We start from the raw sequence: 19371 nt of genomic DNA, 5'->3' as shown, positions 1-19371 counted from the left end.
AGGAAATATGGCAGAGAAGAAACAAACAATCGTCATTAAAAAGATCATCGTCTCTGGAGGCGGTGGTCACGGGGGTTCCTGGAAGGTGGCTCTTGCCGACTTCATGACCGCCTTGATGGCATTCTTCCTGGTCATGTGGATCGTTGGACAATCTGAAGAAACAAAAAAAGCTGTTTCTGATTATTTCTCGACACCGTCAATTATTGAATACAACTTTTATAACTTCGGGACTGAAATCACCTTAGAAAAACTTTTCTTGGATCTTTTAAATGAGCCACTAAAAGCGTTCCAAAGCTTTATGGAGCCTGCGGATAAAACGCCAAATTTGTTAGACATGGGGTCGACAAAAGTGGTGGCGGCTTATATGGCAGACAAGATGACCGACGTGGCGAAAAACGTCGTTGTCACTCCGGATGGATTTGATTTTGATATTCCGGATTACATGCTTTTTGAAAGAGGCAGTGCTCAACCGAATTCAAAATTCGTGTCGGTGATGGATAAAATCAAAGGTGTTACAACGGGACTTAAAGATGCAGATATTAAAATCACTTCCGGACTTTTCGTGCAAGCGGTTCCGGACAGCAGTGTGATGTCAGCGAATAAAGTAGCGTCCGAGCGTTTTGATATCGTAAGAAATAAGATCTTGGCTTCTCTTGAAAGTAATACTGTCACCGTAGATGGTGGTATTAACGTCAAAGAAAAGCGTGGAGAGATTGATCCGGCCAAGCTTGTGGGCTTCATCCGTATTAAAATTTCTCAGAAGGAAATCACTTCCGACGGACGTAAGCCGCGTAAGTTAGATGCTTTGTTTGGGCCTTCTCGAGTAGATATGTCGGTGTATGACAATTTCGTGAATCAAGTCAGCAATCGTAAAAAAGCATCAGCTCCGTCAGCAAAAGAAACTCAAGGCGAAGCGTTGAAGCGACAAGTGGATGAGCATTTAAAAGAAGAGACGGGAATTAAAGATCCGTCTTCGCACTCAGAATAAAAAAGAAATCTCCGGCGCCATCAAACTGGGAACTTTCGCTGGTTCCGGTAAGGGCGCCTTCAAAATAGATTACACTCCATTTTGTACCAATCGCTGTCTTAGCATCAAAATAGGGATTGAAGTTTAAAGCTTTCGGATCGTTGTAACCGATTTCGTTATCCCATTTCCAAGTACTAAAAACGTTGAACGTGCGACCAAAGCCCACGCGAGCGGAGCGAGCTTCTGTGGCCTCCCAGTTACTCATGCTTTCGTAAGAGATTCGATAGTCGGTCATAAAACCCACGTGCAAGCCTAAGATGTTCCCGTTATGCTCGCCGCCGTTGTAAAACTGGCTTTGTTGGTACGAAACGGCCATGTGGCTTGTTTGCGAAAAGGCCACTTTGATTTCCGCCATGCCACGCAGATTAAAATGATCATCGCTGCCCGGATAGTTGGTGTTCGACCCCCAAAGTCCGAGTCGAAATTGCGGCCCGAAGTTAAACCAGAAGGATCCTTGCAATGCGGGGGACTTGTCGGATTGGGACAATCCGTTCTCTACATAATGAGATGTCAGGGTTACATCACCGGTTAGTGCAAATGTGGGTGAATTGGTTTCAGCCCCTAGGGCGGACCATGATGAAATTAGAATAGAGATAAAAGCAATGTATCTTCGCATAGATAGTTCGCTTTATTGTGAACTACCGCGCCCTGAAAAACAAAGAAATCACGAGGATCGGGGGCGGGGAACTGGACCAAAAGCGAAGAACAATGTATTCTGTCGTCTCTATGAATCTAGATCTGCCGTTAAATCAATATTCCTTTGTCGCTTTCGATACGGAAACCAGTGGAGCTTATCCCATTGGTCATGATGTCGTGGAATTTGGGGCGGTAAAATGGTTTCAAGGACAAGAGGTCGGCAGACTTCAATTTCTCTTGAAGCCGCGTGAGCTGATGACGGAATTCATCATTGGAATTCATGGAATTACTAATGAGATGGTGGCGACCTCGCCGCAGATGTCGGAAAAAATTGAAGAGATCCATAATTTTTTTAAAGGTAGCATAGTACTTGCTCATCATGCTCCGTTTGATTTGGGATTTCTTACGGTGGAGTTTGAAAAAGCGCGACTTTCACTTCCGATGGAGCCCGCTTTGTGCACCAGTTTACTTTCTCGAAAGTGGATTCATGGGGTTGAAAATCACAAGCTGCAGACATTGGTAAAGCATTTGCAAATAGACGGCGGACAAGCGCATCGTGCCTATGATGATGCCAAGGCTTGCCTGCATGTGGCCTTGGCTTGTTTTGAGAAAATGGGTGAAGGTGTTACTTTAAAACGGGCTATTGAAAGTCAGGGGAAAAATCTTTGGTGGAAAGATTATTCGTTGATGTTAAATAGCGAAGAAAAAATAAAAGTTCTTATCGAGGCCATTTTGAATAAGAAAGATGTCGACATGATTTATCAAGGCGGCAGCAAAAAAGGCGAAACTCGACGTTTGACTCCTATCGGAATCGTGCGCAATCCTGATGGCGATTTCCTTCAAGCACATTGTCACCAGGAGCAGACGGCAAAGCGATATTACATGAACAAAATTGGTGACGTTGCTCTGGTATTTTAGTCTTGGCTCCCATGTAAGCAATGACTCTTAGGTCGAGTTGAGGTCTTAAATAAATTTTTGTTAAGTAAATTTGTTTTGAGTTGATTTTTCTTTTTCCGAAATAGCCTCTCACTGGAGAGAAAGAAATGAAGAAGAGAAGTTTGAACTTTAAGATGATTTTTGTAATGTGTATTTTGATGGCCGGATCTTTGGCTATTGCGGGATTTGGACTTTCAAGACTGGGCATGATGAATGATGCCATTACTCGCCTAGTGAATGAAAACAGTGCTCGAGTTTCGTTGGTGAAAGACATTCGTGCCCTATTCTACATTCAACTTATTAATGAGAAAAATTTTATTTTAGAAGAGTCGCCGGATGAGGCGGCTACGATCGAAAAACGCCTTACGGACCGACACGACCAAATTCTCAAGAAAATTGAAGATCTGCATTTAATTTCGACCGAAACGGGTCGAGAGGAGCTGGCGCAATTTAAAGAAGTTTATGGGACTTGGTGGGCGAATGCTCATGAAATTCGAACTCATGTCCGCGCGGGAAATACTGCTAAAGCCGTGGATATTAGCATGGGGAAAAATCGAGAACTTCGTAAAAACGGTGAACAAATCATTGACGGGACTGTAGATCGCAATGAAAAACGCATGCAAGAAGAAGTTGCTCACATGCAAGAACAATACAATAGTGCGCGCGCTATCATGATAGCCGTAAGCCTTATTGCGATGATTTTAGGCGGCACGATTGGCGGGTTTGTTCTTTATTCACTCAGTAAATCTATCAGTGCGGTGATTGAAAATTTATCTTTGTCTTCGAAACAAGTTTCTGCCGCATCCCAACAGATTGCTACGGCTGCTACTGAGCTTTCAGAGGCTACGACAGAGCAAGCGTCGTCGTTGGAAGAATCCGTGGCCACAATTGAAGAGCTTTCGTCGATGGTGAAAGTAAATGCCGATAATGCGTCGTCCGCATCAGCACTTTCTTCGCAAACCAGCGATATCGCGATTCGCGGCGAATCTGAAATGAAAGCCCTGGTGACTTCGATGACGGAAATCTCTCAAGACTCTAAGAAAATCTCAGACATCATCACGGTGATTGATGATATTGCCTTCCAAACAAATCTTTTGGCTTTAAATGCGGCGGTCGAAGCGGCCCGGGCGGGCGAACAAGGTAAAGGTTTCGCCGTGGTTGCTGAAGCGGTTCGCACGCTGTCCCAGCGTAGTTCGGCAGCCGCCAAAGATATTGGGGAACTGATTCGTTCAAGCGTGGATCGTATTGACCGTGGAAGTTCACAAGCGCAGCGCAGTGGTGAAGTTTTGGCAGAAATCCTGACTTCTGTTAAAAAGGTTTCGGCTTTAAATCAAGAAATCGCCGCGGCAAGCACAGAACAATCAAACGGTATCACGCAGATCTCTAAAGCAATGAATCAGTTAGATCAAACAACTCAAGTGAATGCAGCCTCTTCAGAGGAAGCTGCGGCTTCGGCCGAAGAGCTTTCGGCGCAAGCAGAAAGCCTGGCAATGGTGATTGTGACGTTGGTCAATGCCGTTCGCGGTGAAGGAGCCGAAAAGCATCAATCTCCTAATGGAGAGTTTGCCGCAGCGACAACGGCACCAAGATCTAAGAAAAAAGCGCCGGTTTTGCCGACACGCGCTTCCAAAGAAAGTAATGAAGATTTGTTACCGTTAGACTCTGTAGGCTAATGAACTACGACGAGGAAGATGAAGCCAGTTAGCCTTCATCTTCCCCTTTATATTCAACCACGTTCACCGTGCGTTCGTTCTTGATTTCTTGAAGTCTTAAGTGAATTTGTTCGGCAAGCTCTTCCAGATGTAAAAACTCATCTCCGGCACGCAATTTTAAAGGTCTGGCCGTTCCATCCAGGGATTCTTTTAAAAATCTTTCAAAGGCATAAAGCGGTCCTGCAATACGGTGCGAAATGATACGACCGACGGCAAACAAGATTGCGCAGAACGCGATACAGATAATGACGAAAGTAATGACATAAGGGACTAAGAATTTATTCAGCAAGAAAGGATTGTTGCCTACCAATTCTTGAATTGTCACGCGCATGTAAGTGTATGAAAAGACCAAACAGATCAATGTAAGACTTAGTCCCACACCCATCAAAATCAGACAGTATTTTATTTGAAATGAGAGATTCACCCAATAACGCTTACGCACGTTATTTTCCGGCCACAGTAAATCACCTTCGCGAATGATCGCATAGACGATCAAGATATAGCCCACCCATTGCAAAGCATCGGCCACATTGAACGCGGGACTGGAGAGGCTGGGAGTTCCTAAGACGATGAAATCAACGACATAGCCCCAAATGATACGATCCGCGACGTTTCCGATGATCCCGCCAATAAGGATGGATAAGCCCGTGCGCAAAGTGAGTGATTTTATCGGTAACAAGTACTGAATCAAAGCATATGTGCAAAGTAAAAACGCGCCACCGGTTGAGAGAGATACGATACGCAAGACCGAAGGAAGATCTGAAAACAGGCCTAACATCGCGCCGTGATTATGGTGCAGAACAAAGTGAAGTGAACCGAATGATTTGATCTCGGTCAGTCCCGTTGCCCAGATTTTCGTCACGCGGTCGAGAGCCCAGGTGATGAGGAGAGGAAGAATTACTATCAGCCATTCGCGTTTTTTCATGCACCTCAGTCTAACAACTCAATCCATAACTTGCGAAGAAAAAGAACCACCATTACCATAGCCTAGGCGACCGTTGAACGGTCGATGTTCTCACTGGGAGGTCGCATGTTCCTTAAAGTTATTATTTCAGGTGTACTTTTGGTTGCTTCTGTTTCTTCCGCGCAATCGGCAAAAAGTGACAATGACAAGTTTGCTTCGGTTCAGAAGGAATTTGCGGCGCTCGCTAAGAAGCATGGGGTGAAGATTGATGATGTGGGGATGCATGCCACTGTCGGTGAAGGTGATAATCTTCGCGTGCTTTTGGATGTGAATGGCAAGGCTTTGATGATTCCGGCATCCATCTCTAAGGTCGCGACGGCTTCGGCGGTGCTAGGGGCTTTTCCTCCGGGACATAAATTTAAGACGCAGCTTTTGGCGGATGCCAACATTGTGAACGGAGTATTAAAAGGTCCTTTGTATCTTAAAGGTGGTGGGGATCCTTCGTTTGTTTCTGAAAATCTTTGGTTTTTGGTGAACGCATTTATGCGAAATAAAATCACGAAGATTGAAGGGGACATCATTGTTGATGACTCTCTTTTCGACAACGTCCGTTACGACCTTAGTCGACAAAAAGAGCGCGTGGACCGTGCTTATGATGCGCCGGTCGGGGCCATGAGCTTTAACTGGAACTCCGTGAATATCTTTGTGCGTCCTACGACACCAGGAAGTGCGGCGGAAGTTTTTGTGGATCCTGAAAATGACTATATAAAGCTAAATAATCGTGCCAAAACTGGTGGCGGTAATGAAAATAAACTTTTGGTGGATCGCCAAGAAACTCAGAAAATCGACGGCGATGTGATCACGGTGGGCGGCAGCATCGGCAAAGGGCTGAAAGAGGCGGTTGTTTTTAAGAATATCACGCAACCTGATCTTTGGGCGGGTTATAATTTAAAATCTTTTTTAGCTCAAAGAGGAATCCAATTAACTGGTAAGATTAAAAACGGTGTCTCACCAGAGAAGGCCGAAGTTTTAGCAGAATCTGAAAGTAAGCCCATCGAGCAGATGGTCGCGGACATGAATAAATTCTCTAACAACTATGTGGCAGAGATGCTCACGAAAAATCTGGGCACGGTGAAAAAAGCCAAGGGTGCCACTTTGGCTGAAGGTGTTGCGATTATTAGTGAGCATATGCAAAGTTTAGGTGTGCCATCGGAACAATACAGGCTGAATTCACCTTCAGGGCTGTCGCGTGATAATAAGATGTCGGCATTTGCGATGTGGAAGGTCTTGCAGCACTTACGAAACGACTTCAAGGTGCAGCCGGAGTTTCTCACCTCTTTGCCGATTGCCGGAGTGGACGGAACGCTAAAAAAGCGTATGAAGAATACTCCCGGGGAGCGCTGGGTGCGTGCCAAAACGGGATTTTTAACGGGCGTGGTTTCATTGGCCGGTTATGCGGGTTTGGAAGATGGTAGAGTTATCACTTTCTCATTCATATATAATGGGTCTACGGATGAAACAAAGATTCGCGCGTTTTTTGATAATTTATTAATCTATCTAGTAAAATAGATGGATGGTGGCAAAAAGCTTAACGGAAATAGGAAAAATAATGAAGATTGTGATGTTCTCTATCTTGTCGATCATGTTGACGGCGACTTCGCTCAGTTTAGCGCAAGAGCCCAATATTGCCGATCAAGTCGTGCCGCAAATTATTCGTCGCAGTCCCCAAGAGATGCGTCCTTGGCGAGCTCCTAATTTCAACGCTCAAGAAAAAACGTTAGGTTATACCAGTGATGCTTTTGCCATTCCGGCAGGGATGGAAAAGAAGGTTCAGTTTTGGGTGGACATCTATTCCAAATACACGACCAATCAAGGTGTTCTTCATGATGCCGAAGATGTCGAGATTGTCTATGAAGTTGTGGATTTAAGCGACTATAAATCAGACCGTCAAAAACAGCGTCGTATGGATCAGGCTAAAAAAGAAGTCGCTTTACGTCTTACAAAAGAAGAAAAAGAGCGTCTGCGTTTTCAGCTGGGTCAAAAAGATCGCATGCAAGATGCTATTTTTTACTCTGGTCGCTACCTGGAAGACATGGAAAAGATTTTTGCCGAAGCGGGCTTGCCGATCGAGCTGACACGTTTGGCTTTTGTGGAGAGCTCTTTCAATATCATGGCACGCTCTAAAGTAGGTGCCAGTGGTATCTGGCAAATCATGCCTTACACGGCTCGTCCTTATCGTATGATTTCGCCCACGGTGGATAAAAGAAATCATCCTCTCGAAGCGACCCGTTTTGCGGCTCGTCTTTTACGCAGCAATTTTAACATGCTTGAGTCCTGGCCGCTTGCGGTCACGGGTTATAATCACGGACCGACGGGTGTGATGAAAATGACCCGCTCTTATAAAACGCGTGATTTAAACGAGTTGATTGAAAATGTGAAGTCCCGCCGCAGTTTTGGTTTCGCTTCTAGAAACTTCTATGCTTGTTTTTTAGCGGCTTTAGAGGTTGAAAGAAATGCGGGAAAATATTTTGGCGAATCCGTGGCTTGGTCAAAAAAATTAGAAGCTCAAGACCTAAAACTTCCGGTGGGAATTCGTTACAAGGATTTGCTCACCTGGTTTGATGGGGATGATCGTAAAGTTCAAATCTTCAATCCGCATTTGACGATGAAAGCGCGCAAAGGAACGATCCCGGCAAAAACAATCGTGGCGGTTCCTAAAGATCGATATAATGTGGCTTTGGTGTCGTTGGCTCGGAAGGATCGAACGATTGCGATGGATGACAGTAATACAAATAAAAAGAGCTCCCGTTAGGAGCTCTTTTTATTTAGATAAAATCTGATTTTTTTTGTGCCGGCTTATCTGAAAGATCTAGATATTTCATAAACATCTGGGTGATCTCTGTCACGATCGTTGGATCATGAAGGGCTTCGGGCCGATCCACGCACATTGTATTCACCAAACCAATGAACGAGTTCACAATAAGATAAGAAACCTTGTCCATATCGCGGCCTGGAATTTGCGGAAGATTGTACCGAACCACTTCTTGGAAGAAGCGGATAGAATCTGACATATAAGATGCGTCCGCCACGTAATATTGAATAGTAGATAATTTTGAACGCAGGTCTGAATTGCGACGGAAAGTTTCGATGCACAATTCAATCATCGCTTTCATGCGTTGTTCAGAAGGCAGGGGAGAGATCGCGCGCATTTTTTCGCTGATGATGCGCTTGTCTTCTTCCATAATGTTTTTAACAACGGCTTGAACAACGGATTCTTTATTTCCAAAGAATTGATAAAGAGATCCAATACTTACGCCGGCCTCTTTAGCGATCTTGTCCGTCGTGATTGAATAAAAACCTTCAGAAATCAGAAGCCTGGAGCATGCGTCTAAGATCGTCGCGACAGTTTGACGCGAACGTTCTTGAGTGGGGGCTTTCACGATTATCTTAGTTTTTTTAGCCTTTTCCTTGCTATCTAAAGTCTGAGTCATGGCGTGTAATCTGTCCTTTGTCCTTTATTTCGAATTGGGGACAGAATATGGACTAGTGGACCCATAGGCAAGTCTGGTTTTTTACAAACCTGTAATGTTGATCAATATACTCAGGATTTTGTAGAATATGCCTACTTAGCCAGCAGCTCTTCGGAACAATACATTGTGGCGCGTCTAGAGTTGCCAGGATAACTCATTTTTTGCGCCACCTTACGGCATTCCTTTTTAGAGATGACTCTATTAAAGCGGCGAATGCACTCCCAACGGGCTTCATCACCAGAGTCAGGATACTCCATATTTTCAGCTATCGCCAAGCACTCCGATAATCGCGGTTGTTTTTTTAGCTCGTAGAGGCAGATAAGTCGAGCATCTTCAGCGTTGTTAGAATACTCCATCGAGTTTGCGACCTGAAGACAAGACTTCGTCGAAAGTTTTGCTTTGTTGGTCTTCATGCATTTCATACGGACGTCATCTCTTTGGTCCATAGCGAGTGAGGTACGCTTGCTGGAGACCACGCAAAGATTTTGTGCGGAGGCCGAAGACAAGCTCGCGACAGATATCAGAATAAAGGCCAAGAAATAATTAGAGACAACGTGCAATTTCATGCTTTGCCAAGAATGCAAAAGCAAGGCTTGGCTGAGGTGGCTTTATATCGATTTTAGGGGATTTTGACCGTCTAACTTCTCAACACGAGACGCTTAATGCCCAAGGATATTCAACTGCCAACTATTCCACGTGGTGTTGCAGCCTGATTTCGCCGCAATAAGTTTTAGGGTCCAGGTACCTTGGCTGTCTTCGCCATAGAACATATTTGTTAAGAAGGTGTGATTCATCGAGCTGTCTTGCAGGTAGCTATTGATATTCATGATCACACTTTTTGTGCCCTTGGGCGAGGTCAATTCAACCCCCAAGTTGCCAATACAACTGCTGGCGTTGAGTTTTACTTGCACGCCTTCAATCACGTAACTTTCAGTCACATTCAAGGTGCGAGTCGTACCCGCCGCGGTCCCACCCGTCACCGTGGCGGCGATAGATCCTGAGTCATATTTCCAAGCAATACTGCTGGAGTCAGTAGTGTTGGTCTGTTTAAAAATTCCCAAACTTGAAGTGTACGTCTTGGCCATGGTCACGGCGGCGTCGACATTGATGCGACCAAATCCATACCAGTTGTGAAAGCGGTAACCAGCATCGTTCGTGGTCCATCCCGGTTCATAAGTCACTCCCGCCAATGCGCCGGAAGAGGAAGGGTGCGGAATATTTATGGAGGTGGGTGCGACTTGATCTGATGTTGAAGCCAGAATGTGTTTTACATCTCGCCAGCTCAAGGCGGGATTGGCTTGCAGAATTAGTGCAATGGCACCTGAAACAATGGGGGAGGCTCCGGAGGTTCCATTCATCGTGGCGGTGTATTCACAATTTGTATTAGGACTTTGTCCTTGGTCGAAAGTGTTGTTCGAACCCTTTTTAAGTCCTAAGTTGCAACCCACGAAATCGGTCGTCAGCAAAGCGGGATCTAAGGCCACACTGGAGGAATTGCTGTAGGTGCTGTAACCAAATTCGCCTCCCGGAGCAGAGACCCAGAGATTTGCGCCCGGTGAAGAGTAACTTGAACTTGTGCCCTTCGCGTTTAAAGCGCCGACAACAATCATATAAGGACTGCCGCTGTCTTCGCTGAAGTTAGAATTCCCTAAAAAGTAGGCCGAAGAACTGGCGGAAGAAACACAGTCCCTAAGTGGCCCCGTAAAATCATTGCCCGCGGCTTTTACATAGAGAGCTCCCTTGCCCGCGCGGGCATTGGTAACCCCGTATTGTGAAGCATATTTGTAACTGGCGTCGTATTCCGTAAGTTCGCACTGCAAGTCACCCCAACTGAAATTGAAAATATCAAAATCGCCCTGATATTGGTTGATGAGGGCTTGGGTGAGGCGTCCTTTTATAAAAAGATCTTCTTGCGCGGGTAAGAACATGAATCCTGCGACAGAAGCTCGAGGGGCGACACCTCTTCCGCCAAAACCTTTCCAGCCCCGCTCTGCCGCCAAGCCCGCGACGCCCGTGCCGTGGGCGTTGTCAGCTTCAGAGGTGTCTGGAGTTGAATCCCCGATCCAGTTGGTAGAAGAATAATCTAATAAATAATTTCTAGAAGCGCCGGCGATCAAACTGTTTTTTAATCCGGGATGAGCCTCTTGAATGCCGGTATCAGATATCGCGATTTTAATTCCGGATCCATTAAGGCCACTGGCAATCGTATTCGTCAGATGAATATCTTGCCCTGCGGTTCCAGAGCGACCGGCGAACGCAGATTGGCCAGTATTGGTCAGATGCCATTGATATTTTTTGTATGTATCACCGGTGACCTTAAAGATATAAGGCCCTAAAGTTTCCGTCGCATTATTAGAGTCTGTCACTGTGAAGGTGACATCATAAGTAACGCCCGTCGTGGTTGGGGTTCCTGACATCGTCCCGGTGTTAGTATCAAGGGTCAGCCAACTAGGCTTGTTAGTCACAGTGAATTGAGGGGAGGATGTCAGGGTGGTGGTTAGACCTTGATTGAAGGTTACATCTTGATAAGCGGTAAAGTCGGCGACAACGCCCGCGTCTTCTTCTTCCGGATCGCTGATCGTCGTCGGATTTTTAGTGATAGGCGTATTGGCCTTAGGATCCACTTCAAAACTTTGCGTGCAACTGGATAGCAGCAAAGCAAGACCCACAAGCGCGGATCTTTTCATTGTTACCTCTTTTTCCAGTTCTGCACGATTTCAGCTTCAACAGATTTGACGGCTGGATCTTGACGAAGACTGTTGATCAGTTCGCTCACCTCATCGGCGCGAGGGGCGCCTAAATAAGCCAGCCCCAGGCTGTTATCCTGGGCTTTTAAAGCCAAGCCAAACCGCTGCGCCAATAGACCTGCTTGTTGAATGTCTTTCATCGTTACTAACAGGGTGCCGCTTAAAATTCCTAACTGCCCATTTGAACTTTTCATGACCACCGGGAACGTCATCGGTTTTGCCGTCGCTGACGATTCCGACGGGTCAAAGAAAACCAAATTCATTTTTTGGTCGATCACTGTTCCCATTTCCTCCGTGTAGGAATATTTTGAAATAGCGCGCAGGCGTAAAACTTGAAAACTGCCTTGTCCTTGAATAAAAAAATCGTTGGTCGCATAACGACGAAGTTGTTCTGTCGAGGGACTTAAGTGTTCTAATGCTTCTTCTTGCGGAGGTAAAACGACTTTGGCTTTGTCCTGTTCGATCGCCGCTGCCAGAAGAGCAGATTGAACAGCACCTGCCGGAGCCGGCGGCTCTGCGGGAGCTTGTGAAGCCATTTCTATTTTTTGGGGAGGTGGTTGAATAGGATGATACTTATCCTGAGTTTGAATAAGTTTGGCCATGGAATCCAAGGTGCGATCTTTGTATTCTGAACTTAAGAAGTAAAAATACCCGATGAGTATCGCTGCTGCGAACAAGATGCTACGAGCGCTTAACATTTTTTCCCCCTCCTCTTATTCTAGAGGAGGGGCGTTGAAAAAGTGTGGAATTCTAACGTTGGTCTTAATTTGAGACGGTGAAAAAAACTTTAGGGTTTTAAAATGGGACCGTCGCCGTCGATGACTCGGTAAGGGTTGTCAGAATATTCAATTAAGTAAAGAATCGGCTCAAGATTTTTTTGCTGCACCTGCGGAATCACGTCCGCTCCCGGGTAAAAGCCTGAAGTTCCCCAGGCATCTTTCGGATCTAATTCGAAAGTGAAAGAGATGATCTTGTGTTCACCGTAAGACCAATCCGTCGTGTCGCCACTGGCAATGTAAAGCTCTGAAGACTGTTGAGGAGTGTATCCGTTCCAAGTGGCCATCTTTTTTGCCATGGTCTCATGCACTTGTTTGTCGCGAGCCACAGCGATCGAATCATAGATATGACCCCAAGGATACAAGATCAACTCTGAAAAAGTATGGAATGAAAGCAGGATCGTGATGTTTTCATGCTGTTCGATGAAATTTTTAATGGCGATAGATTCTGGCTCACTGAAAGCTTGCGGTCCGCGATACGTGTCGCTGGAGGGACTTGTGCTGGCGCCGGCGCCACCCCAACCGAAACCATAGTTGCGATTTAGATCCACGCCGTAAGAACCGCGACCCACATTCGCGCGATTTTTTCTCCACGCTTTATAGCTGCCGTTTGAAATATCGTATTCGGCACCATCGGCATTCACTAACGGAATGATATGAATATCGCGTGAATCTACAAGGCGCTTAATACGGGGATTGCCATTCGCGTATTCGGTTAAAAGATACTCGATGTAATAGATTGGCAGTTCTACGGACAAATGTTCGCGTGCGTGGTGACCGCCCATGAAAACGACCGCTGGCAAGGTTTCGGCTTGGGCTAAATTTCCGCTGATTTCAACATTCCAAATATCGCGACCTTCAACGGTCTTGCCGATGCTTTGCATACGCGAAATTCCCGAATGACGAGTGGTCAAATCCCGAAGCTTGGTCGTCATTTCATCATAGTTATGGAAAGCCGCATCTTTTGCGGGGAAGTCCATTTCAGCGGTCAAAGGAAAGCTGACTTCGACTAATCCCATTGCTTCAAGTTGAGCTTTTTCTTCGGCATTCCCTACAGCCGCGACGAAATCTTCACGGACACTGTCAATGACCACGCCCGTGTTCGCGATTTGCGTGCGTGTGAACTTATCTGTCGCACGAACCTTCATCCAATATTGAGTGTCATCTTTTTTGTCTACCGGCGTGAACGCCAAAAGTGCCACGCACAGAGCGGGCAACGCATAACGAATATTCATAATTCCCCCCTCAAGGAAGTGGAATTATTGTGCTCAAACTTCAAGCAGGGCGTACAGGCTTAAGTCCGAGGGGAAAAAAGTTTAGGGCTAAAGTCTAGGCAGAGGATTACCATCGAATCGGTTCTGGTTCTATTGTGACACCGAACTTCGTTTCCACATCTCGAACAACCTGATCAGCTAAGCTCCAGACATCCTCTGAATTTGCGCCGCCATGATTTACTAGAACCAGCGCTTGTTTTTCATACATGCCCACGGGGCCTAGCTTTTTGCCTTTCCAGCCGGCACGATCAATCAACCAGCCAGCGGCAAGTTTAAATTCACCATTTCCATAGGGAAAACTGACAAGATCAGGATGTGTTTGTAAAAGTTTTTCGCGAGTTTCTGCTGAAACAATCGGGTTTTTAAAAAAGCTACCCGCATTGCCAATCACTTTAGGATCGGGCAGTTTGCTTTGGCGAATGGCGATGACGGCTTCAGAAATCGTCTTTGGATTTGCCGCTAAACCACGACGTTCCACTTCTTTTTTTATATCGCCATATTCAAGATGCAGCTGATTTTTTTTGGGCAAACGGAACGTCACATCCCAAACTAGGTATCTGCCGGCGCCTTCTTGCTTGAAAAAACTATCGCGGTAAGAAAAACGGCATTCGGCATTGGTAAAAACTTTGCTTTTGCCAGTTCTTAAATCAAGGCACGTCACTTCCCATAAGTAATCTTTCACTTCAACGCCGTAAGCGCCAATATTTTGAATAGGGGCAGCGCCGACAGTTCCGGGAATCAACGACAGGTTTTCTAATCCCCAATAGCCGTGTTGCAAAGTGAATTGAACAAAGTCATCCCAAACTTCACCGGCTTGGGCTTTTACAAACCAAAAATCTTTGTCTTCATCCACGAGGCTTCGGCCATGATTGCCGATCTTAACGGTGAGGCCTGAGACCACCGAAGGCAAAACCAGATTGCTACCGCCACCCAATAGATGCCAGCTCATGCTTTTGGTTTCTGAATCATTCAATAATGATAATACATCTTCCGCCGAGCGAACTTCGGCATAGTGCTCGGCGATCGAACGCAATTGCAGAGTGTTTAAATGACTAAGATCGACCTGTGTTTGAATCACAGAACAGGAGTTTATTAGAACCCGGAACTTTTGGCCATCATTCTTTCAAGAACTTCGCCTTTATTGATAAAACAAATACCCAGGCCAAGATCTTTGCTCCAAACAACCTCGGCCGAAACATTGTGTTCGCGTTGCAAGGTTGAAAGTTTGATGGTCATGCTTAAAAGATCCCCTTTTTGTGGGACATAGTCGCCTTGGGAAACGACTTCAAGGAAAGCACCGCTGGTAGATAGGTTACGAACATTGGCGACCAAGGTGCCAATGTGGCCATAAACTTCTAGGTGAGCGACTTCTTTAGTTGGATATCGTTTTGCTGTGGTAGTGTTCATCCCGCGGCTCCTAAATATATTCTCGGAAGAAAAGTCGCGTTCGTAGAGTCCAAACTTCATTCGTCTCAAAATAAGACGGCTGCTTTATTGACGCTTTTTTTCGAATGTTAAAAAGGAAAAAGGAATCGGTTCCTGGACGTCACGTCGAGCTGTCTGGGTGAAAATCTTTTGATCAATTTGCGGGTAATAAGTATCACCAGGAAATTCGCGGTGGATCAACGTCAGATAGATCTTATCCGTGATGGGCATCGCTTGTTTATAGATTTCACCACCGCCAATGATAAAAACCTCATCGCCCCATTTGGCGGTCAGGGGCTTAGCATGTTCTACAGCTTCTTCAATGGACGCTACGAAGACCACGGGTGAAGATTCTTTCGATGGGAAGCTGTGCTTACTTGGATCGCGAGTGATCACGATGTGATAACGGTGGGGCAGGGCGCGGCCGTTGAAAGAATCAAAAGTTTTACGCCCCATAATCATGATATGACCCTTGGTGGTATCGCGGAAGAATTTCATATCTTCCGGTAAGTCCCAAGGCAGCCCGCCTTGAGTTCCAATCACGTGATTTTCGGAACAAGCCACCACATGGGTTAAAATCATACGGCCACCGGAGCCTTGATCGCAGGGTGCGGATCATAGTTTAAAATTTCAATGTCTTCGTAAGTGAAGGCAAAAAGATCTTTAACGTTCGGGTTTAACTTCAATTGTGGCAATGGGCGGAACTCGCGCGACATTTGCAGCTGCGCTTGTTCTAAATGATTTAAATATAAGTGCGCATCACCCAAGGTATGAACAAAATCACCGACCTCAAGATTGCAAACTTGCGCGATCATGTGGGTCAGTAAAGCGTAACTTGCGATATTAAACGGAACGCCTAAAAAGATATCCGCACTTCGTTGATAAAGCTGGCAAGAAAGTTTTCCTTGCGCCACATAGAATTGGAAAAACGCGTGGCAAGGAGGCAGAGCCATTTTATCAACATCGCCAGGATTAAATGCCACCACCAAAAGGCGTCGAGAATCAGGATTTTTTTTAATTTGCGCGACGACGTTGCTGATTTGATCAATCGTGCGACCGTCCGCGGTTTCCCACGAACGCCATTGTTTACCGTAAACGGGGCCGAGATTGCCATTTTCATCCGCCCATTCATCCCAAATCGTCACTTTGTTATCGTGAAGATATTTGATGTTGGTTTCGCCTTTAAGGAACCACAAAAGCTCATGAAAGATAGATCTAGTGTGAAGCTTCTTCGTTGTTAAAAGAGGAAAACCTTCTTGCAGGTTGTATCGCATTTGATAACCGAATACGGAAAGTGTGCCGGTGCCGGTACGATCTTCTTTTTTTACGCCGTTATCTAAAACTGTCTGGATTAAGTCGTGGTATTGCTTCACGGGAGACCTCTTAAAATTATCTTATTTCAGCTTACCTTTTTGTCCATTTGAAAAATAGTTCCAAAGGAATTTACCGCAGGGACCCAACTCCCTTTGCGAGTGCCGAGCAATGCGCGTCATCGCTAAGTAGGGTTTTTGCGTCAGTGTCACAAGGCTTTTCTTCTTGATTTCTTCCGCCACCAAATGTTCGGGCATCAGCCCCCAGCCTAAGCCCTCTATCAAAAACGTCTTTTTTGTGAGGTATTCTTGCACACTGATCACATTGGCGGGGTTGATAATTCCCCCAGATCGATTAGACCCCCCGGTGCTAGACATAATCACTTGAGGGTGGCGCGCTAGTTCGGAATCGGGGGCTTTGTTTTTAAATTTAGTTAGTGGATGGCCAGCGGCGCACACCGCAACCATTTTGACCTCAAAGAGGTCTTTAACGACGAGCAGCGCCTGGTCGTTAAAGATCGTTCCAAAGGCAATATCCGCGCGATCCTCCAGAAGCTGCTCGTCGTTGCTCAACACATCGTGAATGATTTTGATCTCTGTTTGAGCATAGAGTTTTTTGAAATCCTTCAGCGCTCTTACCAATAACGGGAGGGGCCAGAGCGAACTGACGGCGATTCTAATAACGGGTTCATGGCCCAGTTTTAAAAACTCGGCCGTTTCTTCTAATTCCGTGTACTGACAAATAAGATCATCCGCTTTTTTGATAAAGGCTCTTCCTTGTGGTGTGAGCTGCGGACGGTATTGATCACGACTGAAAAGTTTAAAACCCAATTCATCCTCTAAAGAACGAATGGCGTAACTGACCGCGCTTTGGGCGCGATGCAGATCTTGAGAGGCCGCACGGAAACTGCCGGTCTTGATGATGGTTTGCAAAACTTGAATCTGATCCAACGTCATAAGGAAACTATATCAGAAAAATAGATCATGTTAATCAAATAATTATAATTTTTTTAGATCGTCTAGTTTTGTATGATAAGGGCATCAAAGAACGCTAAAAATAATTGAAGGAGTAGTTCTATGAATAAAGCAAAAACAGCAGCGCGTATCGTATTCGGTCTTTTGTGGTTGATCTTCGGTCTGAATTTCTTTTTTAACTTCTTACCACCTCAGCCGCCGGTGCCAGAGGAGGCGATGAAGTTTTTAGGCGGATTGATGGCGAATCCTTATATGTTCCCGACAATTAAGTCGCTGGAAATTATTGTGGGCTTGATGTTGGTGGCCAATATCGCCGTACCTTTGGCTTTAGTATTGATCGCACCGATCACGGTGAACATTCTTTTATTCCATGCGATTTTAGCGCCAGCAGGAATGGGCGTGACACTTTTGATGGTGATCCTGAATGTCTTTTTAGGAGTCGCGTACTTTAATAGCTATAAGCCTTTATTTAAAAAGGTTTAATAGAAGTTAGATGCAACGGCGAGGGCCTGCCCGCCGAAGCCCCCAGGCAAAGGAGGGAGCTATGATGTATTTACGAAAATCCGATGAACGAGGTTATGCAGAATTTGGCGGATGGTTGAAATCCTATCATACGTTTTCATTCAGTGATTACTATGATCCCCAATTTATGGGCTATCGGGATTTGCGAGTCATCAACCAAGATTGGATTGCCAGAAGCTCGGGCTTTCCTCTTCATCCTCATCGCGATATGGAAATCATCACTTACGTTTTGCAAGGTGAAGTGGCCCATAAAGACAGCTTGGGAAATGTCGGCCAAATCAAAGCCGGCGAAATTCAAGTGATGCATGCCGGAACGGGTATTCGTCATAGTGAATTCAATCCGTCTTCGAAAGAAGATTTGCGGCTTTTCCAAATCTGGCTTTTGCCGGATGTCGTTGGTGCGGAACCGGGATACACGCAACAGTCTTTCACGCGCGCAGAGAAGCTTAATGGCTTGCGCTTACTAGCTTCAAAGACGGGGCGCGAAGGCAGTCAAAAGATCAACCAGGATGTGGATCTTTATGCTTCCGTTCTGGAACAAGGAAGCGAACTGGAATTCACTTTACGCGAAGGGCGCGGTATTTGGCTGCAGCTAGCGGATGGAGAAATCGAAGTGAATGGGCGCCGTGTATCCTCCGGGGATGGTCTGGTGATTGAAGACGAGTCTAGAATCAAAATAAAAGGGATCCGGGAGACCGAGTTCCTCTTGTTTGATTTAAAATAAAATAAAAATTGACGGGAGTGGCGATGATGCCTTAGTTTCAGGGCACAAGTTAGGGAGTAGTCGCCATCTTCCCAGAAAAATAGATGGGCTTAAGCCGACATACTGAGTTTCTTACGAGGCTCCGGTTTAAGTGCAAGATTCTAAAATGCCTTTTTAGAATCCACTGTTGACGAGACTAACACGAGTGTTTAACCAAACGCCGTGTTGTCTCGTTTTTTTATTTCCAAAAATAAAATTCGAGTTCGCGGCAAAAAACGAAAGGGTCCCTTTGTGGAGATTCTCCTTAATTCATTTGTTCTTGTCGCTATCGCTGAAATGGGCGACAAAACCCAACTTCTCGCCCTTGTCTTGGCGGCCAAATACAAAAAACCTTGGCACATTATTGCAGGTATTTTCGTGGCGACACTATTAAATCACGGTCTTGCCGCATGGGCGGGTGAGTGGATTTCTAAGCTTGTGCCGATGCAGTACCTGACTTGGTTATTGGCCTTCACATTCTTTGCTTTTGCCATATGGATTTTAATCCCAGATAAGGATGAATCAAACGAAGGCAGTATGCGCTGGGGGGCCTTCTGGACAACGACCGTTCTTTTCTTCTTTGCCGAAATTGGTGATAAGACTCAGCTTGCGACCGTGGCTTTGGCGGCTCAATACAACAACCTTTTGCTGGTGACGATGGGAACAACTTTGGGGATGCTTTTCTCTAATGGTTTGGCAGTGGTTTTTGGCGAAAAACTGACGTCGCGTATTCCAATGAAATGGATTCACTATGTCACCTCACTGATATATGTCTTATTCGGAGTGGGAATTCTTGTCTCAGGGTGAGGCAAAAAGCACCCCGTTTTCCTGGGAAAAGGGGGTGCACAGAGAGCT

General features: G+C 45.7%; 20 protein-coding genes. 8 read left to right on the top strand and 12 right to left on the bottom strand.

The features are described from left to right. Window positions 1–7 precede the first annotated feature (7 nt). Complete coding sequence (locus AZI86_RS03245; RefSeq protein WP_061833661.1) at window positions 8–988, top strand: flagellar motor protein MotB; 981 nt, start codon at window positions 8–10, stop codon at window positions 986–988. Here the strand turns inward: AZI86_RS03245 and AZI86_RS03240 are convergent. After that, entirely contained in the window at window positions 960–1643 is a 684-nt protein-coding gene (locus AZI86_RS03240; protein ID WP_061833660.1) for a TorF family putative porin, read from the bottom strand. The genes AZI86_RS03245 and AZI86_RS03240 overlap by 29 nt on opposite strands. A 110-nt stretch (window positions 1644–1753) precedes the next feature. Here AZI86_RS03240 and AZI86_RS03235 point away from each other — a divergent pair, with 110 nt between their 5' ends. Together AZI86_RS03235 and AZI86_RS03230 are read left to right on the top strand one after the other, a co-directional pair. After that, complete coding sequence (locus AZI86_RS03235) at window positions 1754–2581, top strand: exonuclease domain-containing protein (protein WP_061835033.1); 828 nt, start codon at window positions 1754–1756, stop codon at window positions 2579–2581. A gap of 125 nt (window positions 2582–2706) precedes the next feature. Further along, window positions 2707–4272 carry a methyl-accepting chemotaxis protein gene (locus AZI86_RS03230; RefSeq protein ID WP_061833659.1) on the top strand — a complete coding sequence of 522 codons (1566 nt, stop codon included), beginning with the start codon at window positions 2707–2709 and terminating at the stop codon, window positions 4270–4272. A 28-nt stretch (window positions 4273–4300) separates the two neighbouring features. Here the strand turns inward: AZI86_RS03230 and AZI86_RS03225 are convergent, their stop codons facing one another. After that, window positions 4301–5236, bottom strand: a complete 936-nt coding sequence (locus AZI86_RS03225) for a signal peptidase II (RefSeq protein ID WP_061833658.1) — start codon at window positions 5234–5236, stop codon at window positions 4301–4303. Between the two features lie 105 nt (window positions 5237–5341). Between AZI86_RS03225 and dacB the strand changes: the two genes are divergently transcribed. After that, window positions 5342–6784: a D-alanyl-D-alanine carboxypeptidase/D-alanyl-D-alanine endopeptidase gene (gene dacB, locus AZI86_RS03220; RefSeq protein ID WP_061833657.1), complete on the top strand. Its 1443-nt coding sequence runs from the start codon at window positions 5342–5344 to the stop codon at window positions 6782–6784. Window positions 6785–6824: 40 nt separating this feature from the next. Continuing rightward, complete coding sequence (locus tag AZI86_RS03215) at window positions 6825–8027, top strand: lytic transglycosylase domain-containing protein (RefSeq protein ID WP_061833656.1); 1203 nt, start codon at window positions 6825–6827, stop codon at window positions 8025–8027. A gap of 13 nt (window positions 8028–8040) precedes the next feature. On the opposite strand, the gene AZI86_RS03210 is transcribed toward AZI86_RS03215, so the two are convergent. The 10 genes from AZI86_RS03210 to AZI86_RS03165 form a co-directional block, all read right to left on the bottom strand. Further along, window positions 8041–8706: a TetR/AcrR family transcriptional regulator gene (locus tag AZI86_RS03210; RefSeq protein ID WP_061833655.1), complete on the bottom strand. Its 666-nt coding sequence runs from the start codon at window positions 8704–8706 to the stop codon at window positions 8041–8043. Between the two features lie 131 nt (window positions 8707–8837). Beyond that, complete coding sequence (locus AZI86_RS03205; protein WP_061833654.1) at window positions 8838–9311, bottom strand: hypothetical protein; 474 nt, start codon at window positions 9309–9311, stop codon at window positions 8838–8840. Window positions 9312–9404: 93 nt separating this feature from the next. Then, window positions 9405–11432 (bottom strand): S8 family serine peptidase, encoded by a 2028-nt coding sequence (locus tag AZI86_RS03200; RefSeq protein ID WP_061833653.1) that lies wholly within the window; start codon window positions 11430–11432, stop codon window positions 9405–9407. 2 nt (window positions 11433–11434) lie between these two features. After that, a complete protein-coding gene (locus tag AZI86_RS03195) occupies window positions 11435–12190 on the bottom strand; it encodes a hypothetical protein (RefSeq protein WP_061833652.1) in 756 nt (251 codons plus the stop codon). An 89-nt stretch (window positions 12191–12279) separates the two neighbouring features. Next, a complete protein-coding gene (locus AZI86_RS03190; protein WP_061833651.1) occupies window positions 12280–13503 on the bottom strand; it encodes a M14 family metallopeptidase in 1224 nt (407 codons plus the stop codon). Window positions 13504–13609: 106 nt separating this feature from the next. Next, complete coding sequence (gene murB, locus AZI86_RS03185) at window positions 13610–14620, bottom strand: UDP-N-acetylmuramate dehydrogenase (RefSeq protein ID WP_061833650.1); 1011 nt, start codon at window positions 14618–14620, stop codon at window positions 13610–13612. Between the two features lie 14 nt (window positions 14621–14634). After that, window positions 14635–14949 carry a PilZ domain-containing protein gene (locus AZI86_RS03180; RefSeq protein WP_081111764.1) on the bottom strand — a complete coding sequence of 105 codons (315 nt, stop codon included), beginning with the start codon at window positions 14947–14949 and terminating at the stop codon, window positions 14635–14637. Between the two features lie 84 nt (window positions 14950–15033). After that, on the bottom strand, window positions 15034–15549 hold the full coding sequence (locus AZI86_RS03175) for a dihydrofolate reductase (protein WP_061833648.1): 516 nt from the start codon (window positions 15547–15549) through the stop codon (window positions 15034–15036). Next, on the bottom strand, window positions 15546–16340 hold the full coding sequence (locus AZI86_RS03170; RefSeq protein WP_061833647.1) for a thymidylate synthase: 795 nt from the start codon (window positions 16338–16340) through the stop codon (window positions 15546–15548). Before AZI86_RS03170 ends, AZI86_RS03175 begins: the two co-directional genes overlap by 4 nt. A 21-nt stretch (window positions 16341–16361) precedes the next feature. After that, the gene (locus AZI86_RS03165) at window positions 16362–17234 is read right to left on the bottom strand and encodes a LysR family transcriptional regulator (protein ID WP_061833646.1); all 873 of its coding nucleotides are present in this window, start codon (window positions 17232–17234) and stop codon (window positions 16362–16364) included. 120 nt (window positions 17235–17354) lie between these two features. On the opposite strand from AZI86_RS03165, the gene AZI86_RS03160 reads away from it, so the two are divergent. From AZI86_RS03160 to AZI86_RS03150, 3 genes are all read left to right on the top strand, one after another. Next, window positions 17355–17735 carry a hypothetical protein gene (locus tag AZI86_RS03160; protein ID WP_061833645.1) on the top strand — a complete coding sequence of 127 codons (381 nt, stop codon included), beginning with the start codon at window positions 17355–17357 and terminating at the stop codon, window positions 17733–17735. Window positions 17736–17796: 61 nt separating this feature from the next. After that, window positions 17797–18498, top strand: coding sequence for a pirin family protein (locus AZI86_RS03155; RefSeq protein ID WP_061833644.1), 702 nt, complete (start codon window positions 17797–17799; stop codon window positions 18496–18498). Window positions 18499–18768: 270 nt separating this feature from the next. Further along, complete coding sequence (locus tag AZI86_RS03150) at window positions 18769–19323, top strand: TMEM165/GDT1 family protein (protein WP_061835032.1); 555 nt, start codon at window positions 18769–18771, stop codon at window positions 19321–19323. The last annotated feature ends 48 nt before the right edge of the window (window positions 19324–19371 follow it).

The sequence above is a fragment of the Bdellovibrio bacteriovorus genome, assembly GCF_001592735.1.
GTDB classification, from domain to species: Bacteria; Bdellovibrionota; Bdellovibrionia; order Bdellovibrionales; family Bdellovibrionaceae; genus Bdellovibrio; species Bdellovibrio bacteriovorus_D.
This window is presented reverse-complemented; position numbering and strand designations above follow the sequence as displayed.